We start from the raw sequence: 19391 nt of genomic DNA, 5'->3' as shown, positions 1-19391 counted from the left end.
AGGCGGTGATCTACGAGATGGGCGACCTTCTCGTCGAATCCGAGCGATTCGCCCGCGAGCCGCAACTAACGGTCGCGGACGTCGATCTTCAGCGCTTGCGGCTCGAGCGCATGCGCACGCCGACCTTTAACGATGCGGCCGCGTTCGAAGGGCATCCCGAACAGGAGTTTCGTCGCATCCGGTTCGAGCATCGACCGAGCTTCCGGGATCTCGGCCTCCGTCGCCCGCTGCGCCGTTTTCCCTATGTACCGAACGCCCAGGATCGGCTCGACGCGGATTGCTACGAGGCGTTCAACATTCAGGTTCATGGGCTGGTGAAGCGCTTCGAATCGACGCCGGGCGACCGAATGGTCATCGGCGTTTCGGGCGGTCTCGATTCCACCCATGCGCTGATCGTGGCCGCCAAGGCCTGCGACTGGCTCGGTCTGCCGCGCACCACGATCCTCGGCTTCACCATGCCGGGTTTCGCGACGGGCGACGACACGAAGGCCAACGCCTGGACGCTGATGCGCGCGCTCGGCATCGAGGCGGCCGAGATCGACATCAAGCCGACCGCCCGGCAGATGCTCGGCGACATGGGGCATGCCTTTTCGAAAGGCGAGCCCGTCTACGACATCACGTTCGAGAATGTGCAGGCGGGGCTTCGGACCGACTTCCTATTTCGCCTCGCCAACCAGCGCAACGGCTTCGTCATCGGCACCGGCGACCTGTCGGAGCTGGCGCTCGGCTGGTGCACCTACGGTGTCGGCGACCAGATGAGTCACTACAACGTAAATTCCGGGGTACCGAAGACGCTGATCCAGTATCTCATCCGCTGGACGGTTGCGAGCGGCCAGTTCGACGAGGCGACGGGCCGGGTGCTGACGGCGATCCTTGCGACCGAGATTTCGCCGGAACTCGTGCCTGCCGATGCGTCGGGCGCGATCCAGAGCACACAGGCCAAGATCGGGCCCTACGAGCTCAACGACTTCTTCCTCTTCCACACGATGCGCTACGGCCAGCCGCCCGCCAAGGTCGCGTTCCTCGCTTGGCATGCGTGGCGCGACGCGGCCGCCCGACGGTGGCCGGCGAACTTTCCGGACGGCGGCAAGAACCAATACGACCTCGCCACGATTCGGCATTGGCTGGAACGGTTTCTCGTCCGGTTCTTCCAGACCGCCCAGTTCAAGCGGACGGCGATGCCCAATGGCCCGAAGGTCTCGGCCGGCGGCAGTCTGTCGCCCCGCGGCGACTGGCGCGCGCCGTCCGACGCGGTGCCGCACGCCTGGACGGCGGACCTCGCGGCCGTTCCGGCCGAGGAACCCGTCTGGAAGCCTTGAACGCGAAAAGGGCCGGTTCGAACCCGGCCCGTCGTGTCATCGGCGCGTCATGGTGATTTGGAAATGGTGGGCGATACTGGGATTGAACCAGTGACCCCTGCAGTGTGAATGCAGTGCTCTCCCGCTGAGCTAATCGCCCGTCGCGCCGGGCGTTTCCAGCTGCGAACGAGACTGCCTATAGTCGCCCGCGCCGGGCTCGTCAATCCGCTAGCTGGCCGGCGTCAGCGGATCAGCCGTTCGACCAGCGCGACATCGATCTCGTCGAAATGCGAGACGACGGCGGTCGCCTTCTCACGCGCCGTACGGTCGGCATCGTAGCCGAAACCGAGGAGGATCGATGGAAGCCCGAGGCGTCTGGCCGCTTCGACGTCGGTGTCGGTGTCGCCGATCATCACGGCGCTGTCTGTCCGCCCGCCTGCCAGCGCGATCGTTCCCGACAGGTGGATCGGGTCGGGCTTGCGGCCGATGAACGTGTCCGCGCCGCAGATTGCGGCGAACCGTTCGGCGAGACCGAGTTCGCGCAGGAGCCGGATCGCGAGCGCTTCGGTCTTGTTGGTGCAGACCGCCAGTGTCGCACCGGCGTCGGCCATGCGCTGAAGCGTCTCCAGCGCGCCGGGATAGAGCGTCGAGGCGACGGCGATGTGATCGCTGTAGAAGGCGAGGAAGCGCGCCGTCTGGTCGGCCAGTTCGGGATCGCCGAGGCGGCGCTCGGCGCGCCGATAGGCGGCCGCCAGCATCGCCTTCGCCCCATGGCCCGCATCCGGCCGCACGCTGTCGAGCGAGGTCTCGGGTAGACCGACGGACACGAGGCAATGGTTGAGCGCGCCGGTCAGGTCGGGTGCAGTATCGACCAACGTCCCGTCCAGATCGAACACGACGGTCGCACCCTCGAGCGGCCGATCTCGTATCGCCGGAGACTGCTCTGGCAGGGAAACGACGGCTGGGCAGGCGAAGGGAATGGATCGGGCGACACTCATCGACGCGGACTTTGGGGACCTTCGGTTTCGGGTCAAGCAAGGCGAGGGCAGAGAACGGCGTCGAGCCCGCGAAAGCGCCGGTTTGCCGCTACGCTGGAACATTCGGGTCACAGGTTAAGCCGCGATTCACCAACAAAGAGTTGCACCGGCCCTCGCGGCTTCGGCTTTGCCCTCGCGGCTCGATCGGATAAGGCCGACGGTAGAATTTTGCGCGAAGGGGCGGCAATGGACGCGGCATCGTTGAAGGAAAAGGTCGGACAGGCGGCCGCGGCCGAGGTCGAGACCGGGATGCGCCTCGGCATCGGCACGGGCTCCACCGCGGAAGCCTTCGTGCGCGCGCTCGCCGTTCGCGTGGGTGAGGGACTTCGTATCGTCGGGGTGCCGACGTCCGAACGGACCGCGGCGCTGTGCCGCGACCTCGGCGTGCCGCTGGCGACGCTGGAGGAGGTGCCCGAACTCGACCTCACCATCGACGGTGCGGACGAGATGGACGGCGCGCTCCGCCTCGTGAAGGGCGGCGGCGGCGCGCTCCTGCGCGAGAAGATCGTCGCTGGCGCCTCCGCGCGTATGCTGGTGATCGCCGACGTGTCGAAGAAGGTGGAGATGCTCGGCGCCTTTCCCCTGCCGATCGAGGTCAACGGCTTCGGCATCGTCGCCTCGCTGATCGCCATCGAAAAGGCGGGCCACCTCCTCGGGCTCACCGGCGACCTCGCTTTGCGCAAGATCGGCGAGAGCCCCTTCGTCACCGATGGAGGCCACCTGATCGTGGACGCATCTTTTGGCCGTATTCCCGATCCAGAAGCGCTTTCGGCCGCCCTTCATGCGATTCCGGGCGTGGTTGAGCATGGGCTGTTCCTGGGGCTGGCAAGCGCGGCACTCCTGGCGGGACCGGACGGGATCGAACACGTCGCGCCGCGCTGACGGACCCTCGCGAATGCTCGGCGGGGCTTGCGGCGCAATTCAGAGTTTGGCACTTGGGCCGCAATAGCCCCATCGAGATCAATGGAGTGGGAACTTGAAGCTTCCTAGCGAAACACTGCGTCGCGGACTGTGCGTGTCCGTCGCGCTGCTCGGCCTGTCCGTGGCTCCGGCCTTCGCGCAGGACGCCAGCCCGTCGCACATCGCGGCGGCGCGTCAGGCCGTGGACGCTCTCGACACCACCGAGCAGTTCGATCAGATTCTCCTGAACGCAGCGACGCAGATCAAGGCGGAGCTGATCGTCAACAATCCGAATCTGCAGTCCGAAATCTCGAACATGGTCGACGACGAGGCGCTCAAGCTCGCCCCGCGCCGCGGCGACCTCGAGAACGAGATCGCCCGCATCTACGCCAAGCTCTTCACCGAGCAGGAACTGCGCGAGATCGCCGAGTTCTATCAGGGCGAAGCCGGCAAGAAGCTTCTCGCGCAGGGCCCCACGGCCTCGCGCGAGATGATGTCGGCCGCCGACGTCTGGGCGAGCGGCATCGTGCGCGACCTGCGCAACGCCTCGATCAACGGCGCGGCGAAGCTCGCTCCGCCGGCACAAGCCACCTCGACGCAGTGACGCCTCCGACCGGGGCTCTATAATCGGATGCAAGGGGCGGCCTCGAGCCGCCCTTTTTCATGAAGGCAGGAGTGGTCATGGCATCGGGCGCTTACGATTTCGATCTCTTCGTGATCGGTGGAGGATCGGGAGGCGTCCGGGCTGCCCGGAGGACCGCAGCGCTCGGCCACAAGGTGGCGATCGCCGAGGAATACCGTTTCGGCGGCACCTGCGTCATCCGCGGCTGCGTCCCCAAGAAGCTGATGGTCTACGCCTCGCACTTCGCCGAGGACTTCGAGGACGCCAAGGGCTTCGGGTGGACGGTCGGCGAGACGAGATTCGACTGGGCCGAACTCATCGCCGCCAAGGACCGTGAGATCGAACGTCTCGAGGCGATCTACGCCCGCAATGTCGAGAACGCCGGCGCCGAAATCCTGAAATCCCGCGCGGTGCTCGAAAGCCCGCACGAGATCCGACTTCTGTCGACGGACAAGGTGGTGACGGCCGAGCGCATCGTGCTGGCCGCCGGCGGCCGCGCCAACCCGTTCACCGATCTGCCCGGCGCTGAGCACTGCATCACGTCGAACGAGGCATTCCATCTCAAGCGCCTGCCGCAAAAGATCGTGATCCTCGGCGGCGGCTATATCGCGATCGAGTTCGCCCACATCTTCAATGGTCTCGGCTCCGAGGTTACGCTTATCTACCGCGGCAAGAAGGTCCTGCAGGGCTTCGACGAGGACCTGCGCGACGCGCTGCAGGCGTCGATGGTGGCCAAGGGCATCCGCGTCCTGACCGAGGACACGATCGTCCAGGTCGCCCAGAAGGCCGACGGCCGCTTCCAGGCGCACCTGAAGAGCGGCGCGCTGCTGGATGCGGACGAGGTGATGCTGGCAGTAGGGCGCATGCCGAACACGCTTCACCTCGGTTGCGAGAAGGCGGGTGTCGAGCTCGACGAGAAAGGTGCGGTCAAGGTCGACGATTATTCGCGAACGACGGCCGAGAACATCTGGGCGCTCGGCGATATCACCAACCGCGTCCAGCTGACCCCGGTCGCGATCCACGAAGCGATGTGCTTCGTCGACACCGTCTACCGCGATCGTCCGACGAAGCCCGACCTCAACGACATTCCGACCGCCGTGTTCTCGCAGCCCGAGATCGGCACGGTCGGCATGACCGAAGCGGAGGCCGCCAAGGCGTTCGACGACGTGGAGGTCTATCGCACGACGTTCCGTCCGATGCGCAACACCGTGTCGGGGCGCCAGGACCGGACGCTGATGAAGCTTCTCGTCGACGGGGCGTCGCGACGTGTCGTCGGAGCGCACATCTTCGGGCCGGACGCGGCGGAGGTCGTGCAGATTCTCGGCGTCTGTGTGAAGGGACGCCTGACCAAGGATGTCTTCGACCGGACCATGGCTTTGCATCCAAGCGCGGCGGAGGAACTCGTCACGCTCTATGAGCCGAGCTATCGCGTCCAAAATGGCCAGCGCGTCGATGGCTGAGCGGCCGCTCGGCGGCAACGTCCACCCCGACGATCCCGACCTTGCCGCGCTGGCCTTGGAGGGGCGGATCGTCGCCTATTTCGGCTACGGTTCGCTGGTGAACCGCGCGACCCTGCGCACGAAGTTTCTCGGCATTCGCCGGGCGAGCGTGACGGGCTGGCGGCGGTTCTGGATGCCGCGGCTCGCGCCCGAGGCAGCGCTCCTCTCCGTTCGACCGGAGGAGGGGTTCACGACGCAAGGCGTCGTCGTCTACGACCTTGCCGACCATCTTCCCGCCGTCGACGAGCGCGAAGCCGGCTATATTAGGCGTGTCGTCATGCCCGGCCATGTCGCGATCGAGAACGCGCCGGCGAGCGACGTTCCGCTCTTCATCTACGAGGCCTCGCCGACCACGCCGGATGCTGCCGACGTCGACGCCTTCATCCTCCAGTCCTATCTCGATGCGGTGCTGCAGGGCTTCCTATCGCTTTATGGCGAGGCGGGCGTCCGGCGCTTCGTCGCCGAGACGGAAGGGTTCGAGACGACGATCCTCGGCGATCGCGCCGCGCCGCGGTATCCACGTTCGGTCGTCCTCTCGGCCGGCGAAGCGGATCTGTTCGATCGTCTCGTGTCCGAACGAGGTGCACGGATCGTCGACCCCGGTTGAACGGTGTGCGTCAACCCTTTGGTGACAAACGGCCGGGTTCGTGTCAGTAAGCCGCCACCGATCGCTCCGGGCGCCCCCGCGTCCGTGAGCCATTCCGCCCGAACGAGAAACAGGAACCGGGCACACGATCGGGTGAGGAGATGTCATGGCCAAGGATTGGACCCCGTCGAGCTGGCGCGCAAAGCCCATCGAGCAGGTGCCGGCGTATCCCGACCTCGCTGCGCTGGCCGAAACCGAGAAGCGTCTGGCCTCCTTTCCGCCGCTCGTTTTTGCAGGTGAGGCGCGCAAGCTGAAGAAGGCGCTGGCCGAGGTGGCCGAAGGGCGCTCCTTCCTGCTTCAGGGCGGCGACTGTGCCGAGAGCTTCGCCGAGCATGGCGCGGACAACATCCGCGACTTCTTCCGCGCGGTCCTGCAGATGGCCGTCGTCCTAACGTTCGCGGCGTCCTCGCCCGTGGTGAAGGTCGGCCGCATCGCCGGCCAGTTCGCCAAGCCGCGCTCGTCCGGCAACGAGACGAAGAACGGCGTGACGCTGCCGTCCTACCGGGGCGACATCATCAACGGCATCGAGTTCGAGGAAGGCCAGCGCATCCCCGCGCCCGAGCGTCAGGAGATGGCGTACCGCCAGTCGGCGGCGACGCTCAACCTCCTGCGCGCCTTCGCGCAGGGCGGCTACGCCAATCTCGACAACGTCCACCAGTGGATGCTCGGCTTCGTGTCCGGCAGCCCGCAGGCGGAGCGTTACGGCCAGCTCGCCGACCGCATCTCCGAGACCATGAACTTCATGCGGGCGATCGGCATCAATTCCGAGAGCCATCCGTCGCTGCGCGAGACCGATTTCTTCACTAGCCACGAGGCCCTGCTTCTCGGCTACGAAGAGGCGCTGACGCGCGTCGATTCGACGAGCGGCGAGTGGTACGCGACCTCGGGCCACATGATCTGGATCGGCGATCGCACGCGCCAGCCGGACAACGCCCATGTCGAGTACTGCCGCGGCATCAAGAACCCGATCGGCCTCAAGTGCGGCCCGTCGCTTTCGGCGGACGAACTCATCCGCCTGATCGACATCCTGAACCCGCAGAACGAGGCCGGGCGTCTGACGCTCATCACGCGCTTCGGGCACGACAAGGTCGCCGACCACCTGCCGCGCCTGATCCGCGCCGTGCAGAAGGAAGGCCGGAAGGTCGTCTGGTCGTGCGATCCGATGCACGGCAACACGATCACGGTGAACGACTACAAGACGCGCCCGTTCGACCGCATCCTTTCGGAGGTCGAGGCCTTCTTCGACGTCCACCGCGCCGAGGGCACCCATGCCGGCGGCATCCATATCGAGATGACCGGCAAGGACGTCACGGAATGCACGGGCGGCGCGCGTCCGGTTCTGGCCGAGGATCTGTCGGATCGCTACCACACCCACTGCGACCCGCGCCTCAACGCCAATCAGGCGCTGGAGCTCGCCTTCCTGACCGCCGAGCGGATCAAGAAGGAGCAGGAAGCCTATCGGCCGCCGCAGGCCGTGGGCTTCTGAGCCGAGACCGATCGTCTCCATACGAAAAAGGCCGGGTGCGACAGCACCCGGCCTTTTTCAAATCCCGCCTCGGGTCTGCGATCAATCCTTCGACTTACGGTCTCGCCGCCCGGACGCATGCGAGGCGACGGGCTTCAGACCCTCGCCATCCTCGTCGTCGCGGCCGCGCGAGAGGATCTTGTCCCGGATCACGGAGCCGCCCTGCTGCCAAGCGAAGAACAGCGCCAGCAGGACGAAGAGCACCGCCAGCCCGATCATCACGCCGTGCTCCATCTGCTCGAGCCACTGGAACACGGACGTGATCGAGTAGCCGAAGACGTAGCCGATCGTCGTAAACAGGCCGGCCCAGATGGCGGCGCCGATGAAGTTGAGCGCGAGAAAACGCGGCACCGTGATCGAGGACAGGCCGAGCGCGATCAAACCGGGCATTCTGAGCCCGTAGACGTATCGGTTGACGATCACGAAGTAGGCCTGGAACCGGTCCACGAGGCGCAGGGCCTTGGCGAACTTCGGCTTCTTCTTCCAGCGCACCACCCATCGGCTGTCCGAGAAGTAGCGCGAGAACAGGAACACCGCGAGGTCGCCGCAGAACGATCCGACGAAGGCGAGCCCGGCCATCAGTTCGATCGGGTACGACCCGCGATAGGCGAGGAAACCGCCGATAATGGCGAAGACCTCACCTTCGAAGAACGTCCCGGCGAAGACGATGCCGGGACCGAACCGGTCGATCAGAGAGAGGATTTCGTACACACGGTCTCCGCAGGCGTCATCGTCGTGCGAGGCTTCTCCCTCGCGTCCTATGTCGGGCGGAATGCGCGATTTGCAATTGGGAGGCAAGCGTCGGAGGCGCATCTCTCCGTTGCGTGAGGCGTTGTGACGTGCTCTCGCTGGCCTCCGTTGCCCGTCTTCGACACCTCGCAGGCATCATTCTGGGTTATGGGCGGAATAGGACGAGGAAGCCGCGCGATGGATACACCGGCCCCCACCGATCTGCTGGCGGCCGCCTTTGCGGTCGGCGTCCTGTTTCTCCTCCGATTCGCGCTGTCGCTGCGTCGCATCCGCAGCGAAATCGGCGACCGATGGCCGAGCGAGCCGCAGGCTTGGCGGGGCGTCACACGTCCTCACGCGTTCGGCGAAGCGATGGAGCCGAACCGGCGCCATGCGGTGCGACAGCTCGGCGTCGGGCTATTCTGTCTCGCTTTGGCGGCGATCCTCGGCCTATGGCTCGGCGGCGCCGCGCTCTTCGGTTGGCCGGTTCCGTTCGCGACGGCATGATTGCCACGGGAACGCTCGCCGTCTATCGCGGATGGCATGACCGTTTTCGTCCGTTTCGCCCCGTCCCCGACGGGCTACCTTCATATCGGCAATCTGCGACCGGCGCTGTTCAACTGGCTGTTCGCCCAGCGTCACGGCGGCCACTTCCTGCTGCGATACGACGACACGGATCGTGATCGCTCGAAGGCTGAATACGCCGAGGCGATCGCGGAAGACCTCGCCTGGATCGGCATTCGGCCGGATGCCGTGGCTCGGCAGTCCGACCGGCTGTCGCACTACGATGCAGCCGCTGATCTCCTGCGCGACAGCGGCGTCCTCTACCCCTGCTACGAGACGGCCGACGAGCTGGAGCGGATGCGCAAGCGCCGCATGGGGCGCGGCCTGCCGCCGGTCTATGGCCGCGACGCCCTGCGGTTGAGCGCGGAGGACCGGGCACGGCTGGAAGCGGACGGCGCCCGGCCGCACTGGCGCTTCCGCCTCCCGAATTTCGCCAGCGACCCGCTGAACCCTCAGCGAACGGACGTCCATTGGGACGACGTGGTGCGCGGCCGCCAGACCGTCGACCTCGCGTCGCTGTCCGATCCCGTGTTAATCCGCGAGGATGGGACCTACCTCTACACCTTCTGCTCGGTCGTGGACGACGGCGAGATGGGGATCACCCATGTCCTGCGCGGGGACGATCACGTCACCAACACCGGCGTCCAGATCGCGATCTTCGAGGCGCTGGGCCATGCCGTGCCCGCCTTCGGCCACTTCAACCTTCTGACGACGATCGACGGCGAGGGGCTTTCCAAGCGTACGGGAGCCCTCTCGCTTCGCTCGCTTCGCGAGGACGGGCTAGAGCCGATGGCCGTCGCATCCCTCGCGGTGCTGACCGGCCTATCTGGCTCGATCGAGGCGATGCCGGACCTCAAGGCTCTGGAGGCGCGCCTCGACTTCGACCACGTCTCGGCGTCCAGCTCGAAGTTCGACCCAGCTGAACTCGAGCGCCTGAACGCCGAACTCGTTCACGCCATGCCCTTCGCGACCGCGGCGGATCGCCTCCACGCGCTCGGTGTGCCGGACGATGCTGCCGAAGCGTTCTGGATTGCCGTTCGCCGCAACTGCGGCCGAGTGCGCGACGCGGCCATCTGGCGGGACATCGTGTTCGGGGAAGCGATTGGCGCGCCGGACTGGTCGGCGGACGATCTCGCCTTCGTGCGACAGGCCTTCGATCTCCTGCCCGACGGCCCGTGGGACGCCGGAACGTGGAAGCTGTGGACGGAGCGCGTGAAAGCGGCGACCGGCCGCAAGGGACGCACCCTGTTCATGCCGTTGCGCCTTGCGCTCACCGGTCTGGAACACGGGCCGGAGCTGGCGGACCTCCAGCCGCTGATCGGCCCGGAGCGGGCGGTCAGCCGGCGCCCTTGATGGGCGCCGGCTGACGAGAGAGTCAGCCCCTCGCTTCCTCGTCGCGCTGCAACGCTTCCGCGACGGCGATCGCCGCCATGTTGACGACGCCGCGCGAGGTGACGGACGGCGTCAGGATGTGAGCCGGCTTGGCGGTGCCAAGGAGAATCGGCCCGACATGCAGCGCGTCGGTCATCGTCTTCACGACGTTCATCGTGATGTTGGCGGCATCGAGCGTCGGGAACAGGAGGAGATTGGCGTCCTCAGTCAGCGTCGAATTCGGCATGACGCGCTGGCGCAGCTCGCGCGAGAGCGCCGTGTCGCCGTGCATCTCGCCGTCGATCTCGAGGTCGGGCATCTGCTCGCGCACCAGAGCCAGTGCTGCACGCAGCTTGCGGGCGTCCGCCGTGTCGGCCGTGCCGAAGTTCGAGTGCGAGAGGAGCGCCGCGCGCGGCCTGATGCGGAAGTGCTCGATCATGCGCGCCGAAAGCTGCGCGATCTCGGCGAGATTTTCGGCCGATGGGCTGTCCTGCACGTAGGTGTCGGCGAAGAAGGTCGTGGCGTTCTGCGAGATCAGAAGGCTCAGCCCCGACAGACGACCGACGCCCGGCGCCACGCCGATGATCTGCCGGATGTCGCGGATCTGCCGCGAGAACCGACCGGCGAGACCGCAGATCAGGATGTCGGCGTCGCCGCGCGAGACCGAGACTGCGCCGATCACCGTCGTATTGGTGCGCACCAGCGCACGCGCCGTGTCCGGGTTGACGCCTCGGCGGCCGACCTTCGAGAAGTAGTGATCGACATAGTCGCGGTAACGCGGATCGTCCTCGGGGTTCACGACCTCGAAGTCCTGATGCGGACGAATGCGAAGACCGAACCGCTGCAGGCGGGTCTCGATGACGCTCGGGCGTCCGATCAGGATCGGACGGCAGACCTTGTCTTCGAGAAGCACCTGCGCTGCCCGCAGGACCCGCTCGTCCTCGCCATCGGAGAAGATCACCCGCTTTTCGGAATTGCGGGCGAAGGCGAAGATCGGCTTCATCACGAGGCCGGAGCGGTAGACGAAGCGGTTGAGGCGATCGAGATAGGCGTCCCAGTCCGCAACGGGGCGCAGCGCGACGCCGGTCGCCTCGGCCGCACGGGCGACCGCCGGGGCGATCTTGAGAATTAGCCGCGGATCGAAGGGCGAGGGGATCAGGTATTCCGGGCCGAAGACCGGAGTTTCCGAGCCGTAGGCCTTGGCCGCGACTTCCGACACTTCCTCGCGCGCGAGCGCCGCGATCGCATCGACCGCGGCGATCTTCATCTCCTCGTTGATCGATGTCGCGCCGCAGTCGAGGGCGCCGCGGAAGATGTAGGGGAAGCAGAGGACGTTGTTGACCTGGTTCGGGAAGTCCGAGCGCCCGGTGCAGATCATCGCGTCCTTGCGCACGGCCCGCGCGAGGTCGGGCATGATCTCGGGCGTCGGATTGGCCAGCGCCATGATCAGCGGCTTCTCGGCCATCGATTCGAGAAGCTCGGGCTTGAGGACGCCGCCGGCCGACAGGCCGAGGAAGATATCGGCGCCCGCGATGACGTCGGCCAGCGTCCGCGCCTCGGTCTTCTTCGCATAGACCGCCATCCAACGGTCCATGCCTTTCTCGCGGCCTTCGTAGACGACGCCTTCCTTGTCGGTGCAGATGATGTTCTCGACCTTGGCGCCGAGCGACACGAGGAGGTTGAGGCAGGCGAGCGCGGCGGCTCCCGCGCCCGAGGTTACGATCCGCACGTCCTCGATGCGCTTGCCCGCCAGAAGCAGCGCATTGCGCACCGCCGCCGAGACGATGATCGCCGTGCCGTGCTGGTCGTCGTGGAAGACGGGGATGCCCATCTTGGCGCGAAGCTGCTCCTCGACCTCGAAGCACTCCGGCGCCTTAATGTCCTCGAGGTTGATGCCGCCGAACGTCGGCTCCAGCGCCGAGACCACGTCGACCATGCGATCGATGCTGGTCGCGTCGATCTCGATGTCGAAGACGTCGATGTCGGCAAACTTCTTGAAGAGGACGGCCTTGCCCTCCATCACCGGCTTGGAGGCGAGGGGGCCGATATTGCCGAGGCCTAGCACCGCCGAGCCGTTGGACACCACGGCCACGAGATTGGAACGGCTGGTGTAGTCGGCAGCCACCGACGGATCGTCCGCGATCGCAAGGCAGGGCGCGGCGACGCCCGGCGAGTAGGCGAGCGCGAGATCGCGTTGGTTGCCGAGCGGCTTGGTGGCGTGGACGCCGAGCTTACCGGGCTTGGGATGGCGGTGGTAGAAGAGCGCCTGCTCGTCCAGATCCCGCTTGGCGGAGGTGTTTCTGGTTTCGTCGGCGCTCGACATGCTTGGCTCTCCAGTCGTTCGAATCGCGCCGACGCGCTGAGGCATGTCGGCAACGATGGGCTTCGATCGACTAATGCCAGCCGGGCAGGTGGTAAACAACCTTCGACCGGACGCCCTGCCGTCACATGGATGCAATGCAAACCGGCGATTTTGCCCGCATTGGCAATCGAAGGGGCCGAAGCCCATGACGCCGACGAGTCAGCCGGGCACGCACCGGCACTTTCGCACCCTCTTCATCTCCGACGTCCACCTCGGATCCAAGGCGGCGCAGGCCGAGCAGCTTCTCGCCTTCCTGGCGGTCCACGACGCGGAGAAGATCTATCTCGTCGGCGACATCGTCGACGGCTGGCGGCTGAAGCGCGCGTGGCACTGGCCGCAGTCGCACAACGATGTGGTTCAGGCGTTCCTGCGCAAGGCACGCAAGGGCACGCAGATCGTCTACATTCCCGGCAACCACGACGAATTCCTGCGCGGGTTTCCCGGCCAGCACTTCGGCGGCATCGAGGTGCGCCTCACCGACGTTCACGAGACGGCCGACGGCCGCAAGCTCCTCGTCATGCACGGCGACGAGTTCGACGTCGTGGTCCGTAATGCGCGTCTCATCGCCTACCTCGGCGACTGGGCCTACGACGCGGCGATCGCGATCAACCTCGTGTTCAACCGATTCCGCCGCCGCTTCGGCTTCGGCTACTGGTCCTTCTCGTCCTGGGCGAAGCTAAAGGTGAAGAACGCGGTGTCCTTCATCGGCGCCTTCGAGACGTTGCTCGCGGCGGAAGCCGACCGGATGGGCTGCGAGGGTGTCGTGTGCGGGCATATTCACCACCCGCAGATCGCGGAGCGCTCGGGTATCCTCTACGTCAACAGTGGTGATTGGGTCGAAAGCTGCTCCGCCATCGCCGAGCGTAACGACGGGACGCTGGAACTCCTGACCTGGACCGGCATGCAGATGCCGATGCCCCAGATCGTGGAGAAGCCGTTGTTGGAGGATGCCCGCACGCTCGAGCCCGCCCGCGCCGCCTGACGCGCCACTAGCCCCAGAGCGCAGCCTGCGGGACGCCGACGGTCGAGCCGTCGTAACGCAGGCCATCCGGCCGATCCTCGGCCAGAAGCAGCGGTCCGTCGAGGTCGCAGAGTTCCGCATCCTGCGCCAGGAGGACCGCGGGCGCCATGCCGAGCGACGAGCCGACCATGCAACCGGCCATCACGCCGAACCCGAGCCGCCGCGCCTCCGCCAGGAACCGCAGTCCTTCGGTCAGGCCGCCGGTCTTGTCGAGCTTCAGGTTGACGTAGTCATATCGTCCGACGAGCGCGGCGAGGTCGTCGCTTCCGTGCACCGACTCGTCGGCGCACACCGGCACCGGGCGCGGCATCCGCGCGAGGATCTCGTCCTGACCGGCCGGCAGCGGCTGCTCCACGACGAAGGCTCCGATCGAGGCGGCGACCAGCATGTGGTCGCGGATGGTCTCGGGGCGCCAGCCTTCGTTCGCGTCGATGATGAGACGCGCCGACGGCGCCGCCGCGCGGACGGCGCGCATTCGCTCGGCGTCGCCCTCCGGCCCGCCGACCTTCACCTTGAGGACGGTCCGGTTCGCGACGGCCGCGGTGGCCCGGTTCATTTCCTCGGGCGTGTCGAGCGAGATGGTGAAGGCGGTGTCGATCGGATGCGGCGTCCCGATGCCGAGGAGGCGGGCGACGCTGGTCCCTGCGGACTTGGCTTCGAGGTCCCAAAGCGCGCAATCGACCGCGTTGCGGGCGGCACCCGCCGGCAGGAGCGACTGGAGCGCCGCGCGGTCGGCACCTGCTTCCAGCGTCGCGCGCACGCCCTCGATCGCGGCACAGACCGTCTCGACGCTCTCGCCATACCGCGCATAAGGAACGCACTCGCCGCGCCCGCGAAGGCTGCCGTCCTCGATCGTGCAGGTGACCACCGCGGCCTCCGTTTTCGAGCCGCGCGCGATGGTGAAGCGCCGTGCCAGCGGGAAGCGGTCCACTGTGACCGAAAGACGACGCATCGGCATATTTCCTTCGCAAAACTTAACGGGCATTGCATCGCACACGACGCAAGCTAACTCTGGCACCACGACCTTGAGCCGGCCCGAGCGGTGTTCCGGCTTTTTCCTATACCGCCATCCTACGACCCGAGCGATCGCATGCTGGATACTCCGCACCCCGAAGGGGCACCGAAGAAGGAAGGTCGCCCCGACGGCGCCTCGCCTTCGCTCGAAGCGGAGAAGGGCAAGGGCGGCGTAGTGCTGCATTTCTCCGGCGACTGGCTGGCCCGCACCATCGGGCATGTCGAGAGCGTCGTCGAAGAGACGCGTAAGGCGGACCTCGGCAAGTCCGTCACCTTCGACCTCTCCTCGGTCGGACGCCTCGACACCTCGGGCGCGCTCCTGATGGAGCGGCTGCAGCGCGCCCTCGCCGAGAAGGGCGCCGAAGTGCGCTCAGAAGGGCTCGGGGACGCGGAGACCAAGCTCTTCGGCGCGGTCCGCAAGGCGATGGACACGCCGCGCCCCGAGACCAAGACCAAGAAGACCTCGGCCGTCGCGGATTTCTTCGCGGCGATCGGCGCCAATGTCTTCGCGGTCGGCCGCGAGACGATGATGGGCCTCAACATCGTCGGCGCCTCGCTCTACGGCGCCGGGCGGCGCATCACCGGCAAGCAGAGCTGGCGGCCCGCCGCCATCGTCAGCCAGATGGACCGCATGGGCGTGCGCGCCGTGCCAATCATCGCCCTGATGAGCTTCCTGATCGGCGCTGTGATCGCGCAGCAAGGCGCCTTTCAGCTTCGCAACTTCGGTGCGGAAATTTTCGTCGTCGATCTCGTCGGCATTCTCCAGCTGCGAGAGATCGGCGTCCTCCTGACCGCCATCATGATCGCCGGTCGTTCGGGCAGCGCCATCACCGCCGAGATCGGCTCGATGCGCATGCGCGAGGAGGTCGACGCGCTGCAGGTCATCGGCCTCAACCCGATCGGCGTCCTCGTCTTTCCGCGCCTCGTGGCGCTGACGATCGTCCTTCCGCTCCTCGCTTTCATCGCCGATATCGCCGGTCTCCTCGGCGCCATCGTCGTCACCTGGATCTATTCCGGCATCACGCCCGATGCCTTCATCACGCGCATGCGCAGCGCGATCGACATCGGTACTGTCTTCGCCGGCCTGATCAAGGCGCCGTTCATGGCGATCCTGATCGGCGTCGTCGCTTCGCTCGAAGGGCTGAAGGTCGGCGGCAGCGCCGAAAGCCTCGGCCGCCACGTCACGGCTTCGGTCGTGAAATCCATCTTCCTGGTCATCCTTCTGGATGCCGTATTCGCGATCTTCTATGCCGCCATCGGATACTGACACCACGCCTCACAACCGGGACGACGACGTAATCATCCGCGCCAAGGATGTGACGGTCCGCTTCGGCTCGAAGACGATTCTCGACGGCTTGTCGCTCGACGTGCGTCGCGGCGAGATCCTCGGCTTCGTCGGCGCCTCCGGCACCGGTAAGTCCGTCCTCCTGCGCACGATCCTTGGCCTCAACGCCAAGCAGTCGGGCACGATCGAGGTGTTCGGTGTCGACTACGAGCGCGCCGATGAAGCCGCGCGCCTGAGCGTCGAGCAGCGCTGGGGCGTTCTGTTCCAACAGGGCGCTCTGTTCTCGTCGCTGACGGTGCTGGAAAACATCCAGGTTCCGATGCGCGAGTATCTCGACATCTCGCCCAAGCTCATGGACGAACTGGCGCGGCTGAAGATTGACCTCGTGGGGCTGGCCGCCGACGCTGCCGACAAATACCCCTCGGAGCTTTCCGGCGGCATGATCAAGCGCGCGGCGCTGGCTCGCGCTCTCGCCCTCGATCCCGACATCGTCTTCCTCGACGAGCCAACCTCGGGCCTCGATCCGATCGGCGCCGCCGACTTCGACGAACTTATCATGACGCTGCGCGACACGCTCGGGCTGACCGTCTACATGGTGACGCACGACCTCGACAGCCTGTTCCAGGCCTGCGATCGCATCGCGGTGCTCGGCAAGAGGAAGGTCCTCGTGGAAGGGCCGCTTCAGACCATGCTGGATTTCGACGACGACTGGGTGAAGTCGTACTTCCACGGAAAGCGGGCGCGGTACGTCGTGCCCAAGGACGAGAATCCGTACTTCAGCGGGAACGAGTGATGGAAACCAGAGCCAACTACATCCTCGTCGGTGTGTTCACCGTCGCGGTGCTCCTGGCAAGCTTCGGCTTCGTCTACTGGTCCGCAAACGTGTCCGATCGCGACTCGCGCGTGCCGCTGCTCGTGCGCATCGAAGGCTCCGTCTCCGGCCTCAGCCAGGGCAGCCAGGTGCTGTTCAACGGTCTTGCCGTCGGTTCAGTCACCAACCTGCGGATCGACCCGAACAATCCGCGGGTCGTGATCGCGACCACGCAGATCGACCGTGCGACGCCGGTCACCACCTCGACCACCGCCACGATCGGCTTTCAGGGCCTCACGGGCATCGGCTTCATCGGCCTGACGGGCGGCAACGTCAACGATCGCAACATCATCCAGTCGGCTCTGGAACAGGGCGCGACGCCGGTCATCACAGCCAATCCGTCCGACGTCACCGACATCTTGGCCACCGCCCGCGACATCGCCGATCGGGCCAACAACATCCTCGGCGAGTTCGAGCAGATTGTGCAGGCGATCGGACCGGCCGTGCGCACGACTGCCGACAACGTCGCGCAGACTTCGACCAACGTTCGAACCTTCACAGACAGCCTCGCCGCCAACGCCGACCAGATCGACGACTTCCTCGCAAGCCTCGCCGATCTCTCGCGCAGCGCCAACAACGTCGCCGTTCAGCTTCCCGACCTCATGAACCGTGCGAGCACCTTCATCGGCGCTCTCGACGTCGCGGCCGTCAACCAGTCGATCCAGAACGTCGCTGCTATCTCGCAATCGCTGCGCGACCAGACCGGCAACGTCACACGCGCGATCGAGTCCGTGTCCTCGGCGGTCGCCGGTTTCGGCTCCGTGGGCGACACGATCACCCAGAATCTCCCGAGCGTTCAGACCTTCCTGCAGCGGCTCGGCCCGATCTCCGAGACCGCCACGAGCGTGGCGACGCGCCTCGACTCGACGCTCGCCGACGTCTCCCAGATCACCGCCGCGGTGAACCCGGATCAGGTACGCTCGACCATCAACAGCGTGTCCGGCTTCACCGACGCATTGAACGCCCAGTCCGGCCGCGTCGGCTCCGTCGTCGCCGGCGCCGACACGATGCTGCAGACGCTGAACGGCGCGCTGGAGGGCCTGAACGGAACCCGCGCCCGGATCGATACGCTGCTTTCGGCGGTCAGCGCCTCGACCATCAACCAGGCCGTCAACGACGTCTCGTCCGCGACCAACAACATCGCCGCGGCGGCCGACTCCGTGCGCGGTGTTGCCGACAACATCAATTCGCGCCGTCAGGACATCAACGACATCATCACGAATGTCGAAGACACGAGCGCGTCGTTGAAGGTGGCGTCCACGCAGGTCCAGACGCTGATCAACTCCGCGAACGGTCTCTTCAACAGCCCGGACGGCAAGGGGCTGACGGCTGAGGCACGCGCGACGCTTCAGAGCATCCGGACGACGGCGGAGACGATCCAGCGGTCGGTCGGCCCGATCGCGGCGAATCTTCAGAACTTCACCGGCCAAGGCCTGCAGGACGCCCGAAACCTCATCCGCGAGACGACGCAGGCCGTCTCGCGCATCGAACGGGCGATCCTCGACCTCGCGAACAACCCGAGCCGCGTCATCTACGGTGGCGATGGCGCCGGCGAGGTTCGCCAGTTCGATGGTCGCGTCCGCCGCTAGGAACAAGGCGCCGGCAGGCCATGCGGCTTGTCGGCAAAACATGCTGCGCGAGGCGTCCGACCGGTACGCCCCGCCTCCTTCAAACCCGCGGGAAGCGATCCAGCTTCGGCTTTCCGCCTGTATGCGTCGAGGATGAAGATGGCACGATACGCAGCGGCAAGATGGTCGAGCCTCGTGGTGGCGGCGATCGCGCTTTCGGCCTGTGCGTCCTTGAAGACGCCACCGGCGACCTTCGAGCTTTCGCCGCCGGGACCGGCGTCGGTCGGCTTGGCATCGACGCGCTCGCAGATCCTGCTGCCGGAGCCGACCGCGACGCAGACGCTCGACAGCCAGCGCATCATCGTCAAGCCCACGCCGCAGACCATCGAGAACCTCGCGGACAGCCAGTGGAGCGACCGCCTCCCGCGCCTAGTCCAGCTGCGCCTGCTGCAGGCCTTTCAGAACACGGGCCGGATCGGCGCAGCCGGTGTGCCGGGGCAGGGGCTGGCGATCGACTATCAAGTCGTCACCGAGTTGCGCCGCTTCGAGATCGCCTTCGAGCCCGGTGCCACCGCCGTCGTCGAGATTTCGGTCAAGGCGCTGAACGACCGCACCGGCGTCGTGCGCGGCACCCGCATCTTCCGCGCCGAGGTGCCGGTGGCGAACGGCCAACCCTCGGGATACGTCACCTCACTTGACCAGGCGTTCGGGCAAGTCGCCGATGAGATTGTCACGTGGATGATCCGCCTCGTCTGACCGAGGGCGATCTGCGATCGAAAAAAAAAGTCCGCTTCGGCGGGCTTTTTTATTGCCGGATGTCGGTTGATCGCAATCGCGTTCAGGCATGCGATTAACGATCGAGGCCTGGAGCGCTTTCTGATCGAGTTGAAGGGTCGATATCGTCCTTCGGACACCCGTTGCTCCGTGGGGGCTTTCGCGGTGCGACTAGCCTTCGCTTCACATCGATGTTGCTCGTCGGCCACGATGCGACGGCGTCGCTCTCTTCACGCCCCTCGGCGCGAACCGAAATCACTGCCATGCCAACCATCTCACCCGGACGGAAAACGCTTTGGGCTGAT

Annotated in this window: 17 protein-coding genes and 1 tRNA gene; 13 read left to right on the top strand and 5 right to left on the bottom strand. The window is 66.2% G+C overall.

The window, feature by feature from the left end:
* Nucleotides 1-1319 (top strand): NAD(+) synthase (locus tag QZ753_RS14440; RefSeq protein WP_294644559.1); only part of this gene is annotated, 1319 nt, incomplete at its 5' end.
* Nucleotides 1320-1383: 64 nt separating this feature from the next.
* Here QZ753_RS14440 and QZ753_RS14435 read toward each other — a convergent pair.
* Together QZ753_RS14435 and QZ753_RS14430 are read right to left on the bottom strand one after the other, a co-directional pair.
* A tRNA-Val gene (locus tag QZ753_RS14435) sits at nucleotides 1384-1458 on the bottom strand.
* An 82-nt stretch (nucleotides 1459-1540) separates the two neighbouring features.
* Complete coding sequence (locus tag QZ753_RS14430) at nucleotides 1541-2296, bottom strand: HAD hydrolase-like protein (RefSeq protein WP_294644558.1); 756 nt, start codon at nucleotides 2294-2296, stop codon at nucleotides 1541-1543.
* 225 nt (nucleotides 2297-2521) lie between these two features.
* Between QZ753_RS14430 and rpiA the strand changes: the two genes are divergently transcribed.
* The 5 genes from rpiA to QZ753_RS14405 all read left to right on the top strand — a co-directional run bounded on the left by rpiA (nucleotide 2522) and on the right by QZ753_RS14405 (nucleotide 7488).
* Nucleotides 2522-3217, top strand: coding sequence for a ribose-5-phosphate isomerase RpiA (gene rpiA, locus QZ753_RS14425; protein WP_294644557.1), 696 nt, complete (start codon nucleotides 2522-2524; stop codon nucleotides 3215-3217).
* A 94-nt stretch (nucleotides 3218-3311) separates the two neighbouring features.
* Nucleotides 3312-3839 (top strand): DUF2059 domain-containing protein, encoded by a 528-nt coding sequence (locus QZ753_RS14420; RefSeq protein WP_055884374.1) that lies wholly within the window; start codon nucleotides 3312-3314, stop codon nucleotides 3837-3839.
* 77 nt (nucleotides 3840-3916) lie between these two features.
* Nucleotides 3917-5317: a glutathione-disulfide reductase gene (gene gor / locus QZ753_RS14415; RefSeq protein ID WP_294644554.1), complete on the top strand. Its 1401-nt coding sequence runs from the start codon at nucleotides 3917-3919 to the stop codon at nucleotides 5315-5317.
* Nucleotides 5310-5963, top strand: a complete 654-nt coding sequence (locus QZ753_RS14410) for a gamma-glutamylcyclotransferase family protein (RefSeq protein WP_294644553.1) — start codon at nucleotides 5310-5312, stop codon at nucleotides 5961-5963. Before gor ends, QZ753_RS14410 begins: the two co-directional genes overlap by 8 nt.
* 145 nt (nucleotides 5964-6108) lie before the next feature.
* Nucleotides 6109-7488 carry a class II 3-deoxy-7-phosphoheptulonate synthase gene (locus QZ753_RS14405; RefSeq protein WP_294644552.1) on the top strand — a complete coding sequence of 460 codons (1380 nt, stop codon included), beginning with the start codon at nucleotides 6109-6111 and terminating at the stop codon, nucleotides 7486-7488.
* An 81-nt stretch (nucleotides 7489-7569) separates the two neighbouring features.
* Here QZ753_RS14405 and QZ753_RS14400 read toward each other — a convergent pair whose 3' ends face one another.
* Nucleotides 7570-8238, bottom strand: coding sequence for a DedA family protein (locus QZ753_RS14400; protein WP_294644550.1), 669 nt, complete (start codon nucleotides 8236-8238; stop codon nucleotides 7570-7572).
* 216 nt (nucleotides 8239-8454) lie between these two features.
* On the opposite strand from QZ753_RS14400, the gene QZ753_RS14395 reads away from it, so the two are divergent.
* Both QZ753_RS14395 and gltX read left to right on the top strand, forming a co-directional pair.
* Entirely contained in the window at nucleotides 8455-8763 is a 309-nt protein-coding gene (locus tag QZ753_RS14395; protein ID WP_294644548.1) for a hypothetical protein, read from the top strand.
* 36 nt (nucleotides 8764-8799) lie between these two features.
* Nucleotides 8800-10173 carry a glutamate--tRNA ligase gene (gene gltX / locus QZ753_RS14390; RefSeq protein ID WP_294644547.1) on the top strand — a complete coding sequence of 458 codons (1374 nt, stop codon included), beginning with the start codon at nucleotides 8800-8802 and terminating at the stop codon, nucleotides 10171-10173.
* 22 nt (nucleotides 10174-10195) lie between these two features.
* Here gltX and QZ753_RS14385 read toward each other — a convergent pair whose 3' ends face one another.
* A complete protein-coding gene (locus QZ753_RS14385; protein WP_294644546.1) occupies nucleotides 10196-12514 on the bottom strand; it encodes an NADP-dependent malic enzyme in 2319 nt (772 codons plus the stop codon).
* Between the two features lie 184 nt (nucleotides 12515-12698).
* On the opposite strand from QZ753_RS14385, the gene QZ753_RS14380 reads away from it, so the two are divergent.
* Nucleotides 12699-13535 (top strand): UDP-2,3-diacylglucosamine diphosphatase, encoded by an 837-nt coding sequence (locus tag QZ753_RS14380; RefSeq protein ID WP_294644545.1) that lies wholly within the window; start codon nucleotides 12699-12701, stop codon nucleotides 13533-13535.
* Nucleotides 13536-13542: 7 nt separating this feature from the next.
* On the opposite strand, the gene dgcA is transcribed toward QZ753_RS14380, so the two are convergent.
* Nucleotides 13543-14532: an N-acetyl-D-Glu racemase DgcA gene (dgcA, locus tag QZ753_RS14375; protein WP_294644544.1), complete on the bottom strand. Its 990-nt coding sequence runs from the start codon at nucleotides 14530-14532 to the stop codon at nucleotides 13543-13545.
* A gap of 132 nt (nucleotides 14533-14664) precedes the next feature.
* Between dgcA and QZ753_RS14370 the strand changes: the two genes are divergently transcribed.
* The 4 genes from QZ753_RS14370 (at nucleotide 14665) to QZ753_RS14355 (ending at nucleotide 19068) form a co-directional block, all read left to right on the top strand.
* Nucleotides 14665-15855, top strand: coding sequence for an ABC transporter permease (locus QZ753_RS14370; RefSeq protein ID WP_294644542.1), 1191 nt, complete (start codon nucleotides 14665-14667; stop codon nucleotides 15853-15855).
* On the top strand, nucleotides 15836-16666 hold the full coding sequence (locus QZ753_RS14365) for an ABC transporter ATP-binding protein (RefSeq protein ID WP_294644539.1): 831 nt from the start codon (nucleotides 15836-15838) through the stop codon (nucleotides 16664-16666). Before QZ753_RS14370 ends, QZ753_RS14365 begins: the two co-directional genes overlap by 20 nt.
* Nucleotides 16666-18333: an MlaD family protein gene (locus QZ753_RS14360; RefSeq protein ID WP_294644537.1), complete on the top strand. Its 1668-nt coding sequence runs from the start codon at nucleotides 16666-16668 to the stop codon at nucleotides 18331-18333. Before QZ753_RS14365 ends, QZ753_RS14360 begins: the two co-directional genes overlap by 1 nt.
* A gap of 177 nt (nucleotides 18334-18510) precedes the next feature.
* The gene (locus QZ753_RS14355) at nucleotides 18511-19068 is read left to right on the top strand and encodes an ABC-type transport auxiliary lipoprotein family protein (protein ID WP_294644536.1); all 558 of its coding nucleotides are present in this window, start codon (nucleotides 18511-18513) and stop codon (nucleotides 19066-19068) included.
* Nucleotides 19069-19391 lie beyond the last annotated feature (323 nt).

This window comes from uncultured Aureimonas sp. (assembly GCF_913775355.1).
Lineage (GTDB): Bacteria > Pseudomonadota > Alphaproteobacteria > Rhizobiales > Rhizobiaceae > Aureimonas.
The sequence above is the reverse complement of the archived record's forward strand: the minus strand, read 5'-3'. Positions and strand labels throughout refer to the sequence as shown.